Source organism: Flavivirga rizhaonensis (assembly GCF_004791695.1).
Classification (GTDB): domain Bacteria; phylum Bacteroidota; class Bacteroidia; order Flavobacteriales; family Flavobacteriaceae; genus Flavivirga; species Flavivirga rizhaonensis.
Genome location: NZ_SRSO01000001.1, coordinates 371,391 through 391,358, shown reverse-complemented (window position 1 = coordinate 391,358; position 19,968 = coordinate 371,391). Strand labels below are relative to the sequence as shown.

Genomic DNA, 19,968 nt, shown 5'->3' with positions numbered 1-19,968 from the left:
AACATAATACGCATGGGTGTTTCCATGCGTATTATTTTTGAGGTTCTTCTTTAACTGGTCTTTGAACTATTTGGCTAAATACAAAAGAAACTAGTAACCCAAGACCAACAATTATTAAAGCAGTTGCAAGAACTTCATTAGTACGCTTTAATGATTTACACTCTTCTTGAGCAACCCTTAAGCCTTCAGGAAAATCCTGCTTAATATCTAATTGATAACAATTAATAATTTCCTCTTTCATAGCTAAGGTGTTAATTTTATTATTTTAAACGTATTTGTATCAATCATTGAATAGGCGTAATCATAAATGCATACCCATTTGCTCCCGTCTCTGTTTATAGTATGTGTAGAACAACCAAAATGAAAGCCAGCACCATGTAAATAGTCAAGAGATTTAACAATTTCATTATTAGTACCTAAGACGTCCATTAATACTTGTCTATTTTTATCTAAAATTTTATCTATCTCATTTTTTGCTTTTCGCTTATTATAAGCCTTTAAGTTGTTATGCTTAACCTGGTTTTCTCTAGATGCGAAAACTTGGTTACTACGGCTTTTTATAAATGTTTCTCCTGTAAATGGATCTGTAGCAGTCCTTGTATCTTCCTTATTCATATTTAATTTATTTAAATTAGTGTGATTATTTTGGTTAAGATTAACGCAAAGCGATGTAGATTAATTCATTGATTAACAACATTAGATTAAATTAATCTGGTTCGTTTTGAATGCAATTGGTTATAAGTTTAAGTCTTCCTTAAATAGTCATTGGCTTCTTGGTCTATTACAGTTGGCTTTCCTTCTTTCAACCAATTAATAATTTCCTTGCGTGAAAACGTTAATGGCCGCCTTTTCGAAATAACTGGCATTTCGAAACGACATACTTTGGAATAGATTGTTGATTTTTTATAGCCTGTAAGTTCTTTAACTTCATCTATAAATATGATGTCGTTATTTGAACTATTACCTCCCGAATTCTTTTGGTAATTATTAATTATTTTTTCTGCCTCACTTGCGAAGGCTTTTTTATTAAGCTGCATATACTCCCCTACTGTGAGAGAATATATTGGTTTTGATAAATCACTCATTTTCGTTTTTTTTAAATTAACAATGAGCATTGCGCAATACATTGATTGAAATTTCTAGTATCAAAGAACCTAATTATATCAAGGTTCTGCAATAATCAAACATGGAATCACGGAGTGAATACAGGGTAGTTAATTAACAATCCCTTAAAGACACTATAAGTTTGAATCTAAATTAAACTAGACTCCGTAATAAGGAATCACGGAGTGAACATTATAGGAGGGAAAGAATACTTTCTAATAATAGTTTTCTATGAGTTGCTTTTCCTTTGGCATCCCTTAGTTGCTCAACAGTGAATTCTTTATTTTCACTTTTTACAAAACATCTGATTGTAACCAACCAAATATCTTTTTTTAAGTCTACTACTTTTTTAGAGTCCCTAACTAAGTATTTCATAAACCATTGAAGTTCTTTATTTGTTCCAATCCATACTATTCTTTTGTTTTTAGAAATCTCTTTACTTCTGAAGATCTCCTTGAAATTATCTAATGAAGTGTTACCAGATATAAATTTTTCTTTTTTAAGTTTATTGAATGCTTCATAATAACTTTTTATAGTGTCTGGTTTTCGAAAAAATTTTGGATCAGTCTTAAGTATTCTAAGATAAAGGGAATAAATGTTACCTGAAATTTTACGTTTATTCTTATTACTAGACAGTTTCTTATCATCTCTACTATCAATGTAGTCATTGACTGTTTCAACAACTCTTTTTTCATGAAACTCATCTTGATATTGTCGAATACTTATTTTTAGAAAATTAACAAATTCACTTACTTCATTTGTAAAATTGGTCTCTAATTGAAAGTCCAAGAATTTCTTTATTTCAGAAAGTTTAGAATCGTATTGTTTAAGCTTTAAAATAAACCAAAAGTCAAAACCGTCACAACTTCTATCAATAATAATAGATCTACCATAATGAAAACAATAATCATTAGTAAAAAAGTAACTTAGGCTATATCTACTCTTAAAATCACCAATGGTTTCTCTAAAATCTTTAATGTATGAATTGAAAATTCGTCTATATTCATCATCTCGATTGTCATAATCTTCTGTAGTGAGAAAAGGTTCGCCTTTGATTATAATTAGATCCTCAATTCGCTGAAATAATTCTCTTGCATATTTCTCAGAACTCTTGCCCTTTAGAAATGAGAATTGTTCAAATTTCCATATATCAGCAATATCAATCTTATAATAATCGTAGTTAGCTTCCATTATTATAAGTTAATATCAGGGATAGCATTCGCTGCATCAACCTTTTTCTGATTAATAATTTGAGCATAAACTTGTGTTGTTTTTAGCTCTTTATGTCCTAGCAATTTTGACACTGTATAAATATCAGTCCCAAATGTAAGTTGCAAAGTTGCATAGGTATGCCTCGCACAATGAAACGTTATAGTCTTACTTATTCCAGCTTTCATAACCCATTGCTGCAATTTTAAATTGCTCCAAGCACTATACCGTAAACCTTTAAATACACGTTCCTCATCTTCTTCTCTTTCACCTAGCAATTTATAGGCTTGCTCAGGAATTGGATGTGTTTGATAACCATTTGTTTTCTTTTGCTTAAATCGAATGTAATGACCTTGCTCCTCAGAAAACTGAACTTCCTTCCAAACTAGTTTTTGTATATCTGACCATCTCAAACCCGTTAATGCGCTAAATATAAAAGCCTGCTTAAGAATAGGTATTTCACACTCGGTTTTCGAAACCTTCTTTAGTTCATCTAAAGTAAGAAATTCTTTTTCTGATTCTCCTTGTTTAAACCCCTTAACTTCAACTGCAGGATTATAAGTAATAATACCTTCTCTTACTGCTTCTCTTAAACACGCTTTCACTTTATTAAAATAAGAATAACATGAATTTTGAGATAATGGCTGATTACTTTTTGTTCTGGCCGTATGTTTTAAATAATATTTAAAGTCTTCTAGCCATTTAGAATTAACATCTTTAAAAAGGACAACATCTCCATTAAATTTAATTAAATGTTTTAGTACACTATCCCAATTACCATAGTTTCCGGAGGATTCGTTATATTTTTTATCAGTTTGCTCTGAAAAGTATGTGATGAAATTCTTATCTAAATTATCCTTTATCAGGTGAGAAAAACCATGCTCTTCATGCTGAATCTCTAAAAACTTTTTTGACTTAATACTTTCTGCTAATAATAAAGTCTTTTTATTATGTGATTTCTCCTTAGCAGTTTTTGGAGAAGAGTAGATATAAAGATCAAGTTTCTCTCTTATACGTTTTTTACCAGCTTTAGGAAAGTAATAATCCAAAATTAAGCTTTCCATTCCGTCTTTACATTTTCGCTTTCTTAATGTTATAGTCATTGTGAAATTTTTGTCACGTTTTGTCACGCGAGTTAAAAATGGTACAAATACGTGACAAAAATAGCTAAAAAAAGACAAACAAGCAAAAGCTATATTTATAAATTATTAATTAATTAACTGGTTATCAATGTATTATATTAATATAATTTGATGTAGTTTGTGCTAGTTACTTTCCGATGCAGAAATTGGCAAAAATATTACCCAATAAATCATCATTAGTTATTTCTCCAGTAATCTCTCCAAAGTGATATAAGGCTTGTCTTATATCAATAGCCAATAAATCTCCTGATAAACCAGAATCTAACCCATGTTTAACTTTACTAATTTCCTCAAACGCTTTTAAAAGAGAATCGTAATGACGTGAATTAGTAACTATGGTATCGTTATTTCTTAAAGCTCCTGTGTTAACAAAACTCAACAAGCATTCTTTAAGCTCCTCAACTCCTACCCCCTGCTTTGCTGATAGTAACAGACTATGGGATTTCTCGCTAGCGCTCGAAATGACAGAGAGCTCCTTATTTAAAACAGCAACTGCATTTTCTGAAAGTTTATCAATTTTATTAGCAACTATTATTAAAGGTTTTTGTGGGTGTTTATTTTTTATTTTTTCTATCTCTATCTTAATACTTTGAGATTTCTCACTAGCGTTCAAAATGATATTCGATTCAAAAAGATAAACAACAACTTGTGCTTGTTCTATTTTTTCAAAGGTCTTTTTAATTCCTATGCTTTCCACTACATCTTTAGTATCTCTTATACCCGCAGTATCTATAAACCTAAAACCTACGCCGCCTATAGATATTTCGTCTTCAATCGTATCTCTGGTTGTCCCGGCTATCTCACTTACAATGGCACGTTCTTCGTTTAAAAGCGCATTTAAAAGTGTAGATTTTCCAACATTAGGTTCGCCTACAATAGCTACAGGAATCCCATTTTTTATAACATTACCAACAGCAAAAGAATCTATTAAGCGCTTTAACACAAATATAATGCGTTCAATTAAATCTTTAAATTGCGTCCTATCTGCAAATTCAACATCCTCTTCTGCAAAATCAAGCTCTAACTCTATTAAAGATGCAAAATTTAAAAGCTCTTCACGCAGCTTTGCTATTTCAGATGAAAACCCACCACGCATTTGTTGCATCGCTATTTGATGCGACGCTTCATTATCACTAGAAATTAAATCTGCTACTGCTTCTGCCTGGCTTAAATCTAACTTCCCGTTTAAAAATGCTCTTAAAGTAAATTCTCCTGCTGTTGCCATTCTACAACCTTGACGCAAAAACAATTGAATAATTTCTTGTTGAATATAATTAGAACCATGACATGAGATCTCAACTACATTTTCACCGGTATAAGAATTAGGGTTTTTAAAAACGGATACTAATACTTCATCTATGATACGATGCTCATCTATTATGTGACCTAAATGGATGGTATGGGTAGCTTGTTTGCTTAATTCTTTTCCTGAAACCGATTTAAATTGACTTTCTACAAAAGTTATGGCATCTTTTCCAGATAGTCTTATTACTGCAATTGCACCTGCTCCAGATGGTGTAGCTAAAGCCACTATAGTGTCTTGATCAATCATCTGGCAAAAATACTAAATTTGAAATGCTAATACTTATAAATTAATCTGCAAAAAATTAATCCTTAAAAGAAATTAAACACTTTACCTTATAAGTATTTTCGTATTAAAAAGACAAAGTGAGGTTTAAACGGTTGATTATATAATAATGAAATCATATTAAATATAAATATTAAGCAATATTTACGTGAAAAACTCATATAATATATAATTTATTACATATTAAATAGGATTATATGCAATTATATGGTTAACAAGTATTTAGACTTGTATATATTATGCATACATAGTATATTTGCCATCCATTTTTATAACCATATAATAATTTAACAGAGTTTATAACTTCCAACCACAACCCAAATAAATTTTGAAGTGTATAATAAAAGAGTAGTATATGAAAATTATTGAATCAGATTTTTCTAATCATGTTATAAAATCAACACAAAAAGAATTGGGAGTCATATTCTTTTTTAATCACATAGCCGTTATAGAGTTTAACGAAGGAGTACATATTGACATTAATAATTCATCAGAAATTTTTGATGAGCTAAAAGTCTACTTTGGTGATTCCAGACCGTTTGGCGTAGTTGCTAATAGAGTAAATTCTTATTCTGTAAAATTATTGGATATAGATTTATTTAGAAAGAAGGTTAAAAATTTACGTAGTTACGCGGTTGTTGGACATAATAGTGCGAGTAGAATGAATGCTGAAATTGAGAACAATTTCTGTATCTCAGATAAAATCAATTACGATAGTATTTACGAAGCGATAGATAATGTTTACAGCAAAGTAAAAAAAGATATTTTATTCTCATTAAACTAAAAAGTTTATAGCATCTCTTTCAGATAATCTTTATTATAGCAATAACACCTGCCCCCAGAGGTTTTAAAAGCTACTGTAGTATCTTGATTAACCGTTTATGTATTATGCCGTAGTTGGTCATAACAGTGCCAGTAAAATGAATGCAGAAATTGAGAATAGATTCTGCGATGCGAATAAAATCAATTATAACACTATTCATGAAGCTATGAATAGTATATACAGTAAAGTAAAAAAATAGCAATTTATTTTTGAGTAGAAGGTTTTATTGTAATAAAATCTGGTAATGCATTAGGATTTATTTCTTGTTTTTTTTCTTTTTGAATATTCTCTTCTTTTTTAGATTTTTTAAAGAATTTTTGAAGTAATTCTTTAAAGGTGTCAAAATCGACATTATATGAAAGTCCAATTCCTTGTGTGTATCCTATATCTTCACCAAAATTCCTAATACTATTTTCTCTATTAAACACTTTCGCTGTTAGGGTGCCTTCTTCATTTAAAAGAAAATCAATTTCTACATCTCCAGCAATAACGGTTTCGGTTGCTCCCGCCCCGCCCACAGGCACACCTACTTTCCCATTTATAAGTACACGGTCACTAATTTGTGTTTGTATGGTGGCAACAACTCTATCATCTGTTTGATAATCTGGTCGGTTTTGACCAGCTTCATAATTTACACCTAGATTAAGTTTACTATCACCATTTCCAAAAATGCCACTAATAATACCATTAAGTCGCTCTGCTATGGTTCCTGAGAAATTCAATTCATTTAATCCTCTGGAAAATGACCCTGTGGATATTAAATACAGGGCTTGATTTTGTTTATCGTCTGCAGATTCTAATCGATATTGAAGCTCTGATTTAATTGTTGAGTTTACATTAGGAAATTCAAAACTAAAATCTGGATCCGGTTTTTCTAAATTACCTTTTAAGCTAATATTTAATTCAACAGGAATGCTTCTATTAATTGGATTATCTAATAGTGGCGAAGGGTTAGCTTGTGTTTTGTAAATAGCATTCATATCCATTATAGCGTCTAATGGATCACCATTCCATGCTAATGTTCCACCAGGTTGTACAATGAATTCTTTTTGAATTAACCCTCCATAAGCAAAATTATATACGCCTTCAAATACAGAGAAATCACCCCACATATTAAATTTGCCATTTGTATTAATTTCAACTAATAAACCACCTCTACCACGTCCTTTTAATGAATGACCGGTGTTTTTATCAATAATAATTTCTACTTCGGCTTCTTCTGTAAGATCTAAATCGAAATCTAACTCCAGTCCTTTAATTTCATTAAAAATAACTTCTTCTCCTTTTTTTCTAGCCTCTTTTTCATCTTTTGTTATAAAATGAATAAAAGAATTATCCCCAAAAGACTCAGCGTCACTAAGTGGTATTTTAAATACTGTTCCGCGTTTGGTTGCTCCTACTACATCTATAACTAATTCTTCTGTAGGTCCAATAATACTTGCTCTCCCTCCTACAAAACCAGTACCGTAATATAAAGCATCTTCAGTTTCTTTAGTATCTAGCACCAACAATCGAGGGGTTTTCAGGTTTAAACCTAAACTCCACTTAGAAAAATTCACATGGTTTAACGAACCGTTAAGTTCTCCTTTTGAATTAAATTTAGTATCTCTTATTTGAATCTTGTTAAAAATGAAACTCTGATTTTTTAAAGTCACTGACGCATTACGCTTAAAATCATAGTCTACGTTGAGATATGGAATACCAAGCCCTGCATCATTTAAAGTGAGACTTCCATTAATATTTGGATGCTTAAGCCTACCTATTACGTTTACATCACCAGAAACTTTTCCTCGTATATCAGTTAAAACGCCTTCCAATAACGGATTTAAAGGCACCAAATTAAAGTTGTCAAAGTTTAAATCTGCATCTATTTTTGCATCGTCTCCTAAAACGCTTATATCACCTTTCGCACTAAATGATCTTGAAGTATCATTTTTAATTGTAACATCCAACTTATAATTCGTAAGCGTTTTGTTACCTGTAATAGTTGCGTCAAAAGATCCTAATAGAAAGTCATTAACCTTTAAGTCATCAATGATAACAGAAGAGTTTGGTAAATAATTACCATTTTTTTGAAGTATATCTAATTTTCCGTTTACATTACCAGCTAATGACAAACTATCTATATCTGGAGTTATTTTAGCTAAATCAACGTTTTTAAAGTTTAGCTTCAGATCTTTTTCTGTAGAATCTCTTAGAATACCGGAAAGTTTAATCTCTTCATTGTTATGATTAATTCTGAGTCTATCAATATCAAACTTAGTAAAACCTTTGTTGAATGCTATTTTATTAAATCTATCTTTATTCTCATTAATAAACCACTTATTGTTTTTAATAGTGACATCTGATTTTTTAAAGCCTATAACGGATTCTTTTTCTTCATTAATAGTATGATAAAAACTTAAATTATAACTATCATTATTTCGTTTACCTCCTTTAAACTCAGAACGCATAAACAAAGTATCATTAACAGTTACATTAATTAAATTGAATTTAGAAACATTGTAATACTTTGTTTTTAAACTATCTACTTCTATATAAGTATTGAAAAGCGGATTACTATTATCTACTTGCAATTCAATATGATTAGCAAAATTATCCAGCAATCTGATTTTTGGAGATTTAAATGTAAGCTTGAATTTTTTCTCATCACTTTCTACTCTACCTCGTATAAAGGTATTTTTACCAAGTTCGATTTCTGGATATACCACTTCAATAATCTTATTATAAATTTTGAAATTAAAATCTATACTTTGATTTGTCGCTACTTCGTGCGGTTCATAATTGGTATAAATATGTCCTAACGAATTTTCGAATAGCTTCCTTAAATCTTTAAATACAAAACGTCCTTTTAAATTACCTTCAACAATATCTGGTGAATTAAATTCTATAAATCTCGTGGGTCCTTCAAATCGAGAAAGTACATCTAGCTTATTAAAGTAATAATTATCATTCTGATTTTTATAAGATGTATTCCTAAACGAGATTTTCCCATAAGCATCATCATAATTACTGGCATTCATATTCATTCTTACACGACTTCTAAATATGGAAAGACTATCTTTTTTCACAAAGTTTAGTGCTTTTAAATTCGCGTAATCAACATTAGCCTCAAAATCATACTTCTTAATAACTTCAGAAAAATCCACAAGTCCAGCAAAACTCATTTTTAAGTTTCTATCGTTTACAGTTAGGTTTCCATCAAAAATTTTGTTTCTAACATTTCCAGCAACCTTTACCCCTTTATAGTTGTAATTGTTATAATCAACATCAAAAACATCTCCTTTTACTTGTGTATTAATATTCTCTGCTATAAACCCTTTACCGTTTACATCAAAATTTAGAGACCCATTTCCAACTGCTGGATCATTAAGAAATGTACCAAAATCAAATTCTTCAAAAATGATGTTTCCTTTATAGGAAGCGTTATCAATATCATTAATTTTTGTTATTTCTAAATTAGAGTCAACAAAACCTAATTCGGTCACTATTTCTATATCTGCAATAACCGTAGAACTTGTTACTTGAGAATTACCTACTATAATAAACATACCAAGTCTATTAAACGACGAGGGTATGGCGTCTCCCAGAACGTTTGGCAACAACCCTTTTAAATCTCTATATGTAGAAGACAGGTTTCGAAAATACCCATTCATATAAAAATTGTCCTTTTCTTTATTAAACAAATTTTTAAAATTGATGTCTCCATAAACCCTTGTATTCCTACTAGTATTCAATTTTAAATTTGTTGTTTGTAGGTCGTTTAAAGTACCTGATAAATCGACACTAAACCTGGCAGATTGATTTGCGCCAAATTCATTGTAGAATGTATTAAGTTCATCTAATTGAACATTAGAGTCTTTAAAACTCGCAGAAACCAAAACTTTATCTGTAAAGAACTGCAGATCTTTTCTATCATAAGAAAACTTTAAATCCCCATTTAAAACAGACTTAGGTGTTTTTATTTGAAGATTTGCAAACGTCATATCTTTTAATGTATATGCAAAATCCGTCATTAAATTTTCCATAACCAAGCCTCGGCTATCAATAAGAGACAATGTATTAATTCTAGCACTTACATCACTTCCTTTAATCAAAAAATTGGTTGCATTAATGTTTAGGTTATTAAAATGAAGCACATTAGTGGTTTCTCTATTTTCATCAGATAGCTTAAAAATGCCATTATAAATAGAAACATCGCTAGAGGATAGTAGAAAACTGCCATCTCCTTTTGTTGGGTTGTCTCCTTCTAACTTTGCAACAAAAATATCTAGATTGGTGTCTCTTGAACCTTTATAGGTTTTAATATTAAAAACCAAACCTATAATATCTATATCTCCGAATTCTAATTTGCCATTAGATAAATTTCCATAATTTAAAATAGATGTATTTAATTCGGTTATGTTTATAAGGGTATCTTTCTTATAATCTTCTATGTAAATATTTTTTAGTTCGACATCGCCATTAAACTGTAAACCAACCTTATCGATATTTATATTCGTTCCAAAATCATTATTGATTCTTTTCGTAGCATAATTCCCTAAACTGGTTTGAATTGCGGGTATAGAAAGTACAAGCACCAAAATGATGAAAAGCAGCAAAATAATGCCAGCTAATTTTAATACTATTTTTAAGAGTTTTTTGATGTCTTTTTTAATTATAATTTAAATTAAGAATACCCTATTTTTGTACTTACGAATAAAAACTATAGGTTAGATTTTTATTTTGTTTCAAAATTAACAATTATTGTGCCTAATATTTACTAATGTCTCCACAAAATATTTACATTCTGGGAATTGAGTCATCATGCGATGATACAGCTGCAGCTATAATACACAACGGGAAAATTTTAAGCAATGTTGTGGCAAGTCAAAAAATACATGAAGAGTTTGGTGGTGTGGTGCCAGAATTAGCATCCAGAGCACACCAACAAAATATTGTTCCTGTAGTACACCAAGCATTGAAAAAAGCAGGTATATCTAAAGATCAGCTACACGCTATTGCATTTACTCGTGGTCCAGGTTTAATGGGGTCTTTATTAGTAGGAACCTCCTTTGCTAAATCTTTAGCTTATGGTTTGAATATTCCACTAATAGATGTGAATCATATGCAAGCACATATTTTAGCGCATTTTATAGATGAAGAAGGTTTTGAAAAACCCTCGTTTCCTTTTATCGCAATGACTATTTCGGGCGGACACACCCAGATTGTTGAAGTAAAAAGTCATTTTGATATGACCGTTATCGGTGAAACCATAGATGATGCTGTGGGAGAAGCTTATGATAAAAGTGGAAAAATTCTTGGTTTAGGATATCCAGCGGGACCAGAAATTGATAAGCGTGCACAAAAAGGAAACCCAAAAGCGTATCAATTTACAAAACCAAAAGTTGATGGCTTAAACTTTAGCTTTTCTGGCTTAAAAACGGCGATTCTTTATTTTGTTCAGCGGAAAGTAAAAGCAAATCCTAATTTTATTGAAGAAAACCTAAACGATATTTGTGCTTCCATTCAATATACCATCATTGGCATTCTAATTGAGAAATTAAAACTTGCCACAAAACAAACGGGCATTAAACAAATTGCTATTGGTGGCGGGGTTTCTGCAAATTCTGGTATCCGTCAAGCTTTAAAAGATGGGGAACAAAAATTTGGATGGACTACCTACGTACCAAAATTTGAATTTACCACAGATAATGCTGCTATGATAGCTATTGTTGGTTACTTAAAATACTTAGAAGGAGATTTTGCTGAACAAGATGTTATGGCTTCTGCTAGGCTTAAAATATAGTTGGCAGTGTTCAGTTTAAGTTGGCAGTACTTGGTATTGTTGTTCTCGATTTTTTCTTTGCGCCTTTGCGTCTTTGTGAGAAATTAGTATTCGGTGTTCAGTCTCAATTGGCTTTGTATGGTAATCAGTATAGTTTGCTATATAAATAGCTCAAAAAATCAAAAATCCGTAATTGTAAATCGTAAATCCTTTTCTATCTTAGCTTTATGCAATTATTTTACAATTCAGAGATTACAGACAGTACTACGCAGTTTTCTTTTCCTAAAGAAGAAAGCAAACATATCGTAAAAGTCTTACGAAAGAATGTTGGAGATATATTGCATATTACAAATGGTTGTGGGTGGTTGTTTACAGCTGAAGTTACCATACCAAATACCAATAAGTGTATAGCTACTATTGTTTCTAAATCTCAACAATCAAAAAGGGGTTATCACTTACATTTAGCAGTAGCACCAACAAAAATGAACGATCGTTACGAATGGTTTTTAGAAAAAGCTACCGAAATAGGTATCGATAGCATTACACCTATTTTTTGTGATCATAGTGAGCGTAAAGTCATTAAACCAGAACGTTTTGAACGTATTTTACAATCAGCAATGAAACAGTCTCTAAATTGTTATTTACCAACATTAAATGAGGCTATTCCTTTTAAAACCTTTATAAAACAAGATTTTAAAGGTGATTTATTCATTGCACATTGTGAAGAAACCCATAGAACATCTTTAAAAGAAGCGTTAAAACCAAAACAAGACATTACTATTTTAATTGGACCTGAAGGCGATTTTAGCATTAAAGAAATCGAACAAGCTCTTCAAAAAAACTTCTCACCTGTAACTCTAGGGGAAACCCGATTACGTACAGAAACAGCTGCTATTGTTGCTTGTCATTCGGTAGCCTTTATTAACGAATTATAATCTTTGCTGACTACCTCCTGTAATATCTAAATTTTCAGTTTGGACTAATTTCTTCTAATCATAAATTGATCACATAATTGTGAAAACAATATTTCAATACGTTTTGATGGTCTTTATTTTAATTTAAACAGGCTACGCTTCTTCAACTGTATTTCCCTTTTCATCTAAAGGTAAATAAGGGTTAAAAGCAATTTCCCATAGATTCCCGTCTGGATCTGAAATATAACTACTATAACCTCCCCAAAAAACACTTTCTGGTTGTTTTACAATATTCACTCCTTTCGCCTCCAATGTTTGAATTAATTCATCTACTTCTCCCTTGGTTCTGGTATTAAAAGCTAAAGAAAATGCTTTAAAGCCATTTCCTTCATGACTAACCCCAGCATCTTCTGCTAATTTCTCTCTTGGATAAAGCGACAGTAAAAGCCCATTTAATTGAAAAAAAGAAATATCGTTGTTACTCGATTTCATTTTTTTCCAACCAAATTTATTTTCATAAAAATCATTTGAGACCTCTAAATCGTTCACTCCCAATCCGACTATTGTTAATCTTTGTTCCATGTTGTTTTATTCTTTTTTAAGAAATTCTAATCCTGTATTTAAAACTGAAATAATCTTTTTAATTGGTAAATCTTCATTTGGGTTTATTCTAAAAATTTCAATTTGTTTATGTTTTGTTTTTTCTAAATCCAGATGATTAAGTTTTTTTCCTTCCTGCATAAGAATACAAGGCTTATTTGTTTCTTTATCAATCCATAAATAGCAAAATACCTTACCCCCATATTCAAAGCAAGGTATTTTATGTTTTAAAAACTCAATAATCGTTTCATCCAGATCTAAAATAACATCTCTTAGTGCCAGCAAAGTACATCTATTAGGCTCACTTATATTTAGATAATATGTATCTGTTTCCTTTACCATAAACCATAAAGCTCCTAACAAGCAATAATTTGCTAGACTTTAACTGTTTTCCAATGTCCTTTTTTAAACCAAACAATAGCAACTACTGCTATTAATATCTCGGCTAAAGTAATAGCCCAAAATACCCCCGATGGTCCAAAATCTAAAGTAATGGCCATCACATAAGCAAAAGGTAATTGTAACAACCAAAAACATACAAAATTGATATATGTTGGTGTTTTGGTATCTCCTGCTCCGTTAAAAGCATTAATCACTACCATTCCATAACCATAAAAAATATAGCCCGCTGCAATGACTCGTAAGCACAAGCTTCCATATTTAACCACATCTGGAGTGGCATTAAATAGTACGATTATTTGAGGAGCAAACACTAAATAAATAATGGATACTATTCCCATAAAAATAGCACTATATTTTCCTGTTTTCCAAACCGATAATTCAGCACGCTTGGGTTCTTGAGCTCCTAAATTTTGTCCAACTAAAGTCGCAGCAGCATTACTCATTCCCCATGCTGGCATTAAAGTAAACATCATCACACGAATGGCAATAGTATAGCCTGCTAACACCTCACTACCAAACTCACTCATGATACGCATTAAAAACACCCATGAAGATGTTCCTATTAAAAACTGACCAATACCGCCAAGCGATACTTTAATTAAATTAAACATGACCTCAACACGAAGTACCAGATCTTTAATCTCTATTTTAATTTTACTGTATCCGAAAAATAAAATAGCTAGTTGAAATATAACAGCGGTACCACGACCAATCGTCGTTGCTATGGCTGCTCCTTCAACGCCGTAAGCAGGAATAGGACCAAAACCAAAAATAAACATGGGATCTAAAATAATATTAAGCCCGTTTGATAAAATTAACGTCCACATCGCCACTGAAGCATCACCAGCACCTCGAAAAATAGCATTAATTAAAAATAATAGCATAATAGTTATGTTCCCGCCTAAAAGCACTTGAGTATATCCATAACCTTCGGCAATAAGATCTGGTTCGCCTCCCATAAGCCCTAAGATTTCTTTAGGGTATAATATTCCTATTACACTAATAATAGCAGCTACAAATACCCCTAAAAAAATCACTTGAACCGCTGCATTAGAAGCGCCTTTTATATCTTTTTCTCCTACACGCCTTGCTACGATGGCGGTTGCAGCCATACTTAGTCCTATAGCGACTGCATATATTAAAGTAATAACAGATTCTGTTAGGCCAATAGTAGCCACTGCATTGACACTAACTTTAGATACGTATAGGATATCTACAATGGCGAAAATAGATTCCATGAGCATTTCTAAAATCATAGGAATAGATAGCATAAATACGGCACGACGAATGCTACCTGAAGTAAAGTTTTGTTCTTTACCTGTTACAGCTATTTTAAAATATTGAAAAAATTGTTTTAAAGAAATTTTATTTGATTGCATTTTGATTGTATTAAATATAATTAATTACCAAATACATAAAATGTATTTAGTAGATTTTTGCTCGAGAGAACCTCGTTGCGAGTACGAAAGTGAATTTAAACAATCATACTACAAAGATTACAAAATTATTTAAAACTACAAAATAGATTCCTAGGCTATATTAAGTGATTCTTATATATTCGTAAAAAAAATTGAAGATGTTAAAAGCCGTTATTTTTGATATGGATGGGGTCATTATTGATAGTGAACCCATGCATAATAAAGCATATAATGATATGTTTAATGAAGTAGGCATTGATGTTTCTGATGAGCTATATCAATCGTTTACAGGCCAATCTACTATTAATATTTGCAAACTCTTATGCGATCATTTTAATTTAAAAGAAACTCCTGAATCCTTAGTTGCTCTAAAACGAAAATATTACAAACGTTTTTTTGAAAGTAATTCGGATTTAACTTTAATTGATGGGGTTTTAGATTTAATCAAAGACTACCATAGTAATGGATTAACTTTGGTTTTGGCATCGTCTGCAGCTATGACAAGTATTAATCAAATTTTTGAACGTTTTGATTTAGACCAATATTTTGTTGCTAAACTAAGTGGCGGTGATTTAAAAGCATCTAAACCGCATCCAGAAATTTTTATTAAAGCTACAGAAGCTTCAGGGTTTAATAAAGACGAATGCATCGTTATTGAAGATTCTACTAATGGTATGAAAGCTGCAAAAGCTGCCAATATTTTTTGCGTAGGCTTTGATAGTTTTCATTCTAAAAACCAAGATTATAGTATCGCTGACATGATAATAAAAGATTTTAAGGACATTGCATTTAACAAAATAAACGCATTAGTCCTCTCCTATTAATCTTTATTATTTTGTGAATTCGCTTTCTGAATGATCGCTTTTAAGCGATCTTTTCTTAATGCTTCTTCAGATTTCTTTTTGTTTTTCTTCCGAGTCATTAATTTAGAATGCTTAGACTTATTCTTGGTGTTCTTCTCGCGTCCTGTTTTTGCCATGGCACAAACTACTTCTTATAATATTTAGCATAGCCTCTGTAAGCAAAAACTCCTAAAACAGCAACTATAACACAAGCAATAGCAATAAATTTCACACTCACAATTTGGTCTCCACTGGCATAACTATGCAACCCTGCTAAATAGAAATTAACTCCAAAATAGGTCATTAGAATACTAGCAAATGCTATGATTGACATTAAGTTAAAAAACCAACGTCCGCGAAGTCCAGGGACTAATCGCATGTGAATAACAAAGGCATAAACCATGATGCTAATAAGTGCCCATGTTTCCTTAGGATCCCATCCCCAGTAACGTCCCCAACTTTCATTTGCCCACATACCTCCTAAAAAGTTACCAATGGTAAGCATGACTAAACCAACAGTTAAAGACATTTCATTTATAATAGTAAGCTCCTTAATATTTAGAAGCATTTTTTCTTTGTTTTCTTTAGTCGTAAAGATCATTAATAATAATGATACAACTCCTAAAATCATCCCTAAAGTAAAAGGACCGTAACTTGCCACAATAACGGCAACGTGTATCATAAGCCAGTAACTATTTAATACAGGTTGCAAGTTTGCAATAGCTGGATCCATCCAATTCCAATGAGCAATCATTAAAATCATAGACGTCACAAATGCAGTAGACGCAATAGTTAAATCACTTTTACGTCCAAATGCCAATCCAAAAAACATGGTTGCCCAAGCTACGTAAATCATAGATTCATAAGCATCACTCCAAGGGGCATGCCCTGATATGTACCAACGAACAATTAGCCCAGCTGTATGTAAAAGAAACAACCCTAGAATGATGAATTTAAAAACAGTCACAGAGATCTTTAGGGCTTTACTTTTATCTTTAAAAATTTGAACAATGAGTAATATAAAAAGTAAACTACCTGCATACATATACCAGCTAAATAGTTTCTTAAAAATATCATATTTGTTATATAAAATCTCTGTATGTACTTTATCATCACTCAACATAACCTCAGCACCATATTGGTGTTGTGTTTTTTTGAACGCTCTTAATAGCTTAGAGGCTTCGGAGAAATCTCCTGTTTGTTTTGCTTGATTTAATGTATATAGATAAACACTAAACCCATTCTTTATAAAATTACCATACAGGGAATCTTTTATTTTATGAGTACCATGTCTATAATCGTAAGTAGAAATCCATTTATTATTTTCATCATCAGGAACCGGAAAAATTTTTAAAGACATGCCCTCTACAGAATTGTACAACAATGTAACACGTTGATCGGCTTCTTTAAATTCTTTTTGAAACCCGTTAGGTACTTGTGCTCTATAAGCTTCTTCTAAATAAGGTGCTAATTTATACTCGCCTCGTTCAGTAAAAAAATCTGCTAATGTGGCATATTTATCTTCTTTAGGAATACCTATCATTTTTCGAATGGAATCCGCTTTCTTTGGTTTCAAATAAATGATAGGCACATTATACCAAAGCATTGGACTTTCTTGTATAGATAGGAACACTTGATTAGCTTCAAAATCTTCGTAAGCATCATGTTTACTTAACTTACGTAACATTTCTGATGCATAAGTATTTAATGGCATCATACGCCCACTAAGGTCCTGAATTACCAAATGGCCAAATTCATCGGCATGTGTTTTAGGTACTATATTTGCAGCTAAAATAGAATCGATTTGTGCTTTAGTTGGCTTTGAGTGATTATGCCCATCGTTTGCAGAATGTTCCTGAGAAAACATATTCAAACCAAAACATAATAACAATATGGTAAGTAATTTTGCCTTCTTTGCTTTTACTTTATTTAATTGATTTTTTAAATCTCCAAAACGAGACCCTTTTACAAACAGAATAGCCATCATTCCAAAATACAGCATGAAATAACCTATGTAAGTAAGTAAAGTCCCCCAGTAATCATGGTTTACAGATAAAATAGTCCCTTTTTCATCTGGATCAAACCCAGATTGAAAGAAACGATAACCACGATGATCTAAGATATTATTCATAAAGATTTTATAATCGAAATCGCCTTCCTTTTCATCTAAAACCGTTATTTGACTAGAATATGCAGAATATCCTTTTTCTGTTCCTGGGTAACGTTCTGCCTCAAAATCATTTAGTTTTATATTGAATGGTAATTCCAATACTTTAGAGCCATATTTTAATGCAAAATCTAAACCACCTACCTGAATTTGTTTATAGTTTCCATTAATACCTTTACCTCCTATTAATCCAACACGTTTTGTTTCGCCATTAGCAGTCACTTTAAATACCGCTCCATCTGCATCATTCTTTAAAAGTTTTGATTTTTGAACGACATCAAAAACACCTTTAACAACTGGTTTAGGGAATACCATCTGCATATTGCCAATAATGTAACGTGAACGCAATATTAAGGGCTGTAAACTATCTTTTACTAATTTTCCTTGTGCTCTAGTAGCCATGGTCATATATTCACCTTCAAAAGGAGATTGGATGGTAAGCTCATCGTTATTGTAAGTAATATTTATAGCACCGTCTGTAGGCTTATTTAATGCAAATAAAATATTATGAATACTCTGTACTTGTCCTGTTTTTAAGAAGTGGTTATGTGGTCCGTTTCCTCCTGCCTCAACTATTTTTAAATATTCCTCTCCATTCTCGTCTGGTACAATATCTTCTTCGGCACTAACTATGAATTTTTCTAATTCAATAGCAACGGGTTGTTTATTATAATCGGTTTCAATTTTAAACTCGTTTTCCAATCTACCAGAAAAATCAACCTTACTTTCTAAATAGCGTTGCTGTAGTTGCCCATTAATTTTATAATCACCAACAATTTGCCCAATTATATAAGTATCACTAGATAGGAACGTGTTTTCTGTAGCGCCTTCCCGAATAGCCATCATACCTTCAAAACTGGCATATCTTGTAATGAAAGCTCCTAACAATATAAAAATGAAGGCTAAATGCAAAATAAAAGTCGCCCACTTTTCTTTTTTATACAATCGAAATCTAAAAACATTACCTGTAAAATTTATGAGAAAAAACACCATAATGGCTTCAAACCACCAAGCATTATAAATTAAATTTCTGGTGTATGGTGTTGGCGATGTCTCCTGACCAGCATCTAAAAATGTTCCTGTAGCCATAGCTGCTGCAAAGGCAATAAATAAAATAGCTGTAAGACGTGTTGAGAAGAGAATATTGGTTAGCTTATTTTGCATAATTGAAACCCTTTTTAAGGTTGTGCAAATTTACGTATTTATACTAAATATGCATCACAACGAATTCACTAATATTATGTTAATTAAATGACGTGTATTTTGAATTGTGGATTTTTTATAACGCAATGTATTTATTAAAATGAACGCTATGCTATAAGACCTTCTCCTCTATTTCTTTAAGAAAATAATGATTATATACTCGCAAAGACGCGGAGACGCAAAGCCAAAGTATTTGCTTCTTTTATTGTCCTAAACTTGCTAACTGAATAATATTAACTGATTACTGGTTACTGAACACTGAACACTGAACACTGAACACTAAATACTGCCTACTAAACCCCTCTTGCTTCAAAAATTTTGAGATATAAAAATGTACTCATTTTTCTAGCGCGTCTTTTTGCGTTTTCAGCATAGTCTCCTTCAAAAAGTTCGTCGACAGTTTCAAACCATAAGTTCATCCATAATCCAAAGTGTGTTTCAGAAATACGATGTTTATTTTCTTTATCCACCTTAATATGTGCTTCCAAAGGATTTCCTAAATACTTCTCTTTTAGTTTTCGTGTCATAAAAAGACTCGATTCCCAAAAGGTTGTTAAACGTTCTAAATGTGCATCCCAATCTTTTATAGTCTCATTAAAAAAAGGCGCTAAGACTTTGTCCTTTCTCACTTTGTTATAAAATGATGATACTAATAAAAACACATCGTCTCTGGTTTCAATATCTTTTTTATTCATAGTATAAAGTTAGTGTATTTTTTTCTCACAAAGTCGCAAAGTCAATGTCATTAAGTTAAGAAAATTCATTCTATTTTGTCACATTAACATTATC

The 19,968-nt window shown here is 31.5% G+C and carries 18 protein-coding genes; 5 read left to right on the top strand and 13 right to left on the bottom strand.

The window, feature by feature from the left end; translation table 11 throughout:
• Positions 1–31: 31 nt before the first annotated feature.
• The 6 genes from EM932_RS01485 to mnmE all read right to left on the bottom strand — a co-directional run bounded on the left by EM932_RS01485 (position 32) and on the right by mnmE (position 5,007).
• Positions 32–241: a hypothetical protein gene (locus EM932_RS01485; RefSeq protein ID WP_135874732.1), complete on the bottom strand. Its 210-nt coding sequence runs from the start codon at positions 239–241 to the stop codon at positions 32–34.
• A gap of 2 nt (positions 242–243) precedes the next feature.
• A complete protein-coding gene (locus EM932_RS01480; protein ID WP_135874730.1) occupies positions 244–615 on the bottom strand; it encodes a hypothetical protein in 372 nt (123 codons plus the stop codon).
• 128 nt (positions 616–743) lie between these two features.
• Positions 744–1,085 (bottom strand): helix-turn-helix transcriptional regulator, encoded by a 342-nt coding sequence (locus EM932_RS01475; protein ID WP_135874729.1) that lies wholly within the window; start codon positions 1,083–1,085, stop codon positions 744–746.
• Positions 1,086–1,296: 211 nt separating this feature from the next.
• Entirely contained in the window at positions 1,297–2,295 is a 999-nt protein-coding gene (locus EM932_RS01470) for a hypothetical protein (protein WP_135874727.1), read from the bottom strand.
• A gap of 2 nt (positions 2,296–2,297) precedes the next feature.
• Positions 2,298–3,416, bottom strand: coding sequence for a tyrosine-type recombinase/integrase (locus EM932_RS01465; RefSeq protein WP_135874726.1), 1,119 nt, complete (start codon positions 3,414–3,416; stop codon positions 2,298–2,300).
• A 166-nt stretch (positions 3,417–3,582) separates the two neighbouring features.
• Complete coding sequence (mnmE, locus tag EM932_RS01460; RefSeq protein ID WP_135874724.1) at positions 3,583–5,007, bottom strand: tRNA uridine-5-carboxymethylaminomethyl(34) synthesis GTPase MnmE; 1,425 nt, start codon at positions 5,005–5,007, stop codon at positions 3,583–3,585.
• 391 nt (positions 5,008–5,398) lie between these two features.
• Between mnmE and EM932_RS01455 the strand changes: the two genes are divergently transcribed.
• A complete protein-coding gene (locus EM932_RS01455) occupies positions 5,399–5,827 on the top strand; it encodes a hypothetical protein (RefSeq protein ID WP_135874723.1) in 429 nt (142 codons plus the stop codon).
• A 97-nt stretch (positions 5,828–5,924) separates the two neighbouring features.
• Entirely contained in the window at positions 5,925–6,065 is a 141-nt protein-coding gene (locus tag EM932_RS21035) for a hypothetical protein (RefSeq protein ID WP_211344244.1), read from the top strand.
• A gap of 4 nt (positions 6,066–6,069) precedes the next feature.
• On the opposite strand, the gene EM932_RS01450 is transcribed toward EM932_RS21035, so the two are convergent.
• On the bottom strand, positions 6,070–10,467 hold the full coding sequence (locus EM932_RS01450; protein ID WP_246040825.1) for a translocation/assembly module TamB domain-containing protein: 4,398 nt from the start codon (positions 10,465–10,467) through the stop codon (positions 6,070–6,072).
• 164 nt (positions 10,468–10,631) lie between these two features.
• Between EM932_RS01450 and tsaD the strand changes: the two genes are divergently transcribed.
• Both tsaD and EM932_RS01440 read left to right on the top strand, forming a co-directional pair.
• Positions 10,632–11,654, top strand: coding sequence for a tRNA (adenosine(37)-N6)-threonylcarbamoyltransferase complex transferase subunit TsaD (gene tsaD, locus EM932_RS01445; RefSeq protein ID WP_135874722.1), 1,023 nt, complete (start codon positions 10,632–10,634; stop codon positions 11,652–11,654).
• 206 nt (positions 11,655–11,860) lie between these two features.
• Positions 11,861–12,568, top strand: a complete 708-nt coding sequence (locus tag EM932_RS01440; protein WP_135874720.1) for a 16S rRNA (uracil(1498)-N(3))-methyltransferase — start codon at positions 11,861–11,863, stop codon at positions 12,566–12,568.
• A 132-nt stretch (positions 12,569–12,700) separates the two neighbouring features.
• Here the strand turns inward: EM932_RS01440 and EM932_RS01435 are convergent, their stop codons facing one another.
• The 3 genes from EM932_RS01435 to EM932_RS01425 are packed head-to-tail and all read right to left on the bottom strand — an operon-like array spanning position 12,701 to position 14,928.
• On the bottom strand, positions 12,701–13,129 hold the full coding sequence (locus tag EM932_RS01435) for a VOC family protein (protein ID WP_135874718.1): 429 nt from the start codon (positions 13,127–13,129) through the stop codon (positions 12,701–12,703).
• Positions 13,130–13,135: 6 nt separating this feature from the next.
• Positions 13,136–13,489, bottom strand: coding sequence for a DUF1801 domain-containing protein (locus EM932_RS01430; protein ID WP_135874890.1), 354 nt, complete (start codon positions 13,487–13,489; stop codon positions 13,136–13,138).
• 32 nt (positions 13,490–13,521) lie between these two features.
• Positions 13,522–14,928 (bottom strand): MATE family efflux transporter, encoded by a 1,407-nt coding sequence (locus EM932_RS01425; protein WP_135874716.1) that lies wholly within the window; start codon positions 14,926–14,928, stop codon positions 13,522–13,524.
• Positions 14,929–15,125: 197 nt separating this feature from the next.
• Between EM932_RS01425 and EM932_RS01420 the strand changes: the two genes are divergently transcribed.
• Positions 15,126–15,791 carry an HAD family hydrolase gene (locus EM932_RS01420; RefSeq protein WP_135874714.1) on the top strand — a complete coding sequence of 222 codons (666 nt, stop codon included), beginning with the start codon at positions 15,126–15,128 and terminating at the stop codon, positions 15,789–15,791.
• Here EM932_RS01420 and EM932_RS20790 read toward each other — a convergent pair.
• From EM932_RS20790 to EM932_RS01410, 3 genes are all read right to left on the bottom strand, one after another.
• Positions 15,788–15,946: a hypothetical protein gene (locus EM932_RS20790; protein WP_170179689.1), complete on the bottom strand. Its 159-nt coding sequence runs from the start codon at positions 15,944–15,946 to the stop codon at positions 15,788–15,790. The two genes, EM932_RS01420 and EM932_RS20790, sit on opposite strands and share 4 nt — an antisense overlap.
• An 8-nt stretch (positions 15,947–15,954) precedes the next feature.
• The gene (ccsA, locus tag EM932_RS01415) at positions 15,955–19,140 is read right to left on the bottom strand and encodes a cytochrome c biogenesis protein CcsA (protein WP_135874712.1); all 3,186 of its coding nucleotides are present in this window, start codon (positions 19,138–19,140) and stop codon (positions 15,955–15,957) included.
• Between the two features lie 332 nt (positions 19,141–19,472).
• Positions 19,473–19,874 carry a group III truncated hemoglobin gene (locus tag EM932_RS01410; protein ID WP_135874710.1) on the bottom strand — a complete coding sequence of 134 codons (402 nt, stop codon included), beginning with the start codon at positions 19,872–19,874 and terminating at the stop codon, positions 19,473–19,475.
• Positions 19,875–19,968: the final 94 nt, after the last annotated feature.